The organism is Pseudonocardia sp. EV170527-09, from assembly GCF_008369905.1.
Taxonomy (GTDB): domain Bacteria; phylum Actinomycetota; class Actinomycetes; order Mycobacteriales; family Pseudonocardiaceae; genus Pseudonocardia.
Genome location: NZ_VRMC01000239.1, coordinates 1 through 1,382, shown reverse-complemented (window position 1 = coordinate 1,382; position 1,382 = coordinate 1). Strand labels below are relative to the sequence as shown.

The following is a 1,382-nucleotide window of genomic DNA, read 5'->3' as shown; positions in this document are numbered from 1 at the left end:
ACCGGTGTCGTAGAAGCGGTAGCCGGTGTCGGGGTCGATGTGGGCCGGTTCGAGGATGCCGATGTCGTGGTAGTGGCGTAGCGCCTTGCGGCTCAGGCCGCTCATCAGCGCGAAGTCACCGATCGAGACCTGGGCGCCCATGGCGTCCTCCTCTGTGTGGCGTCACCTGCGTCGAGCGGGACAACCCTGGACCCTCCCCCTGGGGCAAGGTCAACGTCGCGGCACGCTCGCGGCCGCGGGTTGACCTTCCCCTCACGGGAAGCTCCATCGTGGGGCCATGTCCACAGCAGAATGGGAAACACTCCCGGAAACCGTGAGAACGTTCATGACCGCGCTGGACTCCCAGGAGTTCGATCGGGCGCTCGCCACCTTCACCCCCGACGCCGTGGTGACCGATGACGGTCGCGACCACGCGGGCACCGACGAGATCAGGGACTGGTTGGCGACCGCGGTCACCGAGTACAGCTACACCGCCGAGTTCACCGGTGCGTCCACGACCGCCACGGGCGTCGACGTCGGCCAGCATCTGGAGGGCGACTTCCCGGGCGGGGTCGTCGACCTGAACTACCGCTTCACCCTCGATGGTGCGGCGATCCGTCGGCTGGTGATCGAACCGTGACCCGGCGATGGTTCATCACCGGTGGCACACCCGGCAACTTCGGGATGGCCTTCGCCGAGGCGGCGCTCGACACCGGTGACCGCGTGGTGCTGACCTCCCGCCGCCCCCAGGAGTTGGCGACCTGGGCGCAGCGGTACGGCGACCGCGTTCTCGTCGTCCCGCTGGAACTCACCGACGCGGCACAGGTGCAGCGCGCCGTTCGCACGGCCGAGGAGCACTTCGGCGGTATCGACGTGCTGGTCAACAACGCCGGCCGCGGCTGGTACGGATCCATCGAGGCGATGGACGAGTCCGCGATGCGGGCGATGTTCGAGCTGAACTTCTTCGCCGTGCTCTCCGTGACACGTGCCGTGCTACCGGGGATGCGTGCCCGCGGCGACGGGTGGATCGTCAACGTGTCCTCGGTGGCCGGACTCGTCTCGGCGCCCGGATTCGGCTACTACAGCGCGACGAAGTTCGCCGTCGAAGCCATCACCGATGCCCTGCGCGACGAGGTCGCCGCCCAGGGCATCTCCGTACTGACCGTCGAACCGGGAGCGTTCCGCACCAACGCCTACACCGGGTTCGCCGACGAAGCCGTCGAGGAGGCGATCCCGGTGTACCACGAGATGCTGGAGCAGGTCCGGGCCGTCTTCATCGGGATGGACGGCGTGCAGCCCGGCGACCCGCACCGCGGCGCCCGTGCAGTGATCACGGCGATGTCCCAGGACCCGCCGCCCCGCCGGCTGGTCCTGGGCAACAGCGGATACGACGCCGTGGTCGA

3 protein-coding genes are annotated in these 1,382 nt (G+C 68.7%); 2 read left to right on the top strand and 1 reads right to left on the bottom strand.

From position 1 onward, the window contains the following. Positions 1–141, bottom strand: a 141-nt coding sequence (locus tag FVA95_RS28765; RefSeq protein WP_149666899.1) for a MerR family DNA-binding transcriptional regulator, incomplete at its 3' end; no start/stop codon positions are given. A 184-nt stretch (positions 142–325) separates the two neighbouring features. On the opposite strand from FVA95_RS28765, the gene FVA95_RS28760 reads away from it, so the two are divergent. Then, a complete protein-coding gene (locus FVA95_RS28760) occupies positions 326–619 on the top strand; it encodes a nuclear transport factor 2 family protein (RefSeq protein ID WP_149666898.1) in 294 nt (97 codons plus the stop codon). Beyond that, positions 616–1,382 (top strand): SDR family NAD(P)-dependent oxidoreductase (locus FVA95_RS28755; protein ID WP_149666897.1); only part of this gene is annotated, 767 nt, incomplete at its 3' end. The genes FVA95_RS28760 and FVA95_RS28755, both read left to right, overlap by 4 nt.

What these genes read in the sequence shown, in the direction of transcription:
- FVA95_RS28760 (WP_149666898.1), top strand. Translation starts at nt 326, where the DNA reads ATGACCGCGCTGGACTCCCAGGAGTTCGATCGGGCGCTCGCCACCTTC.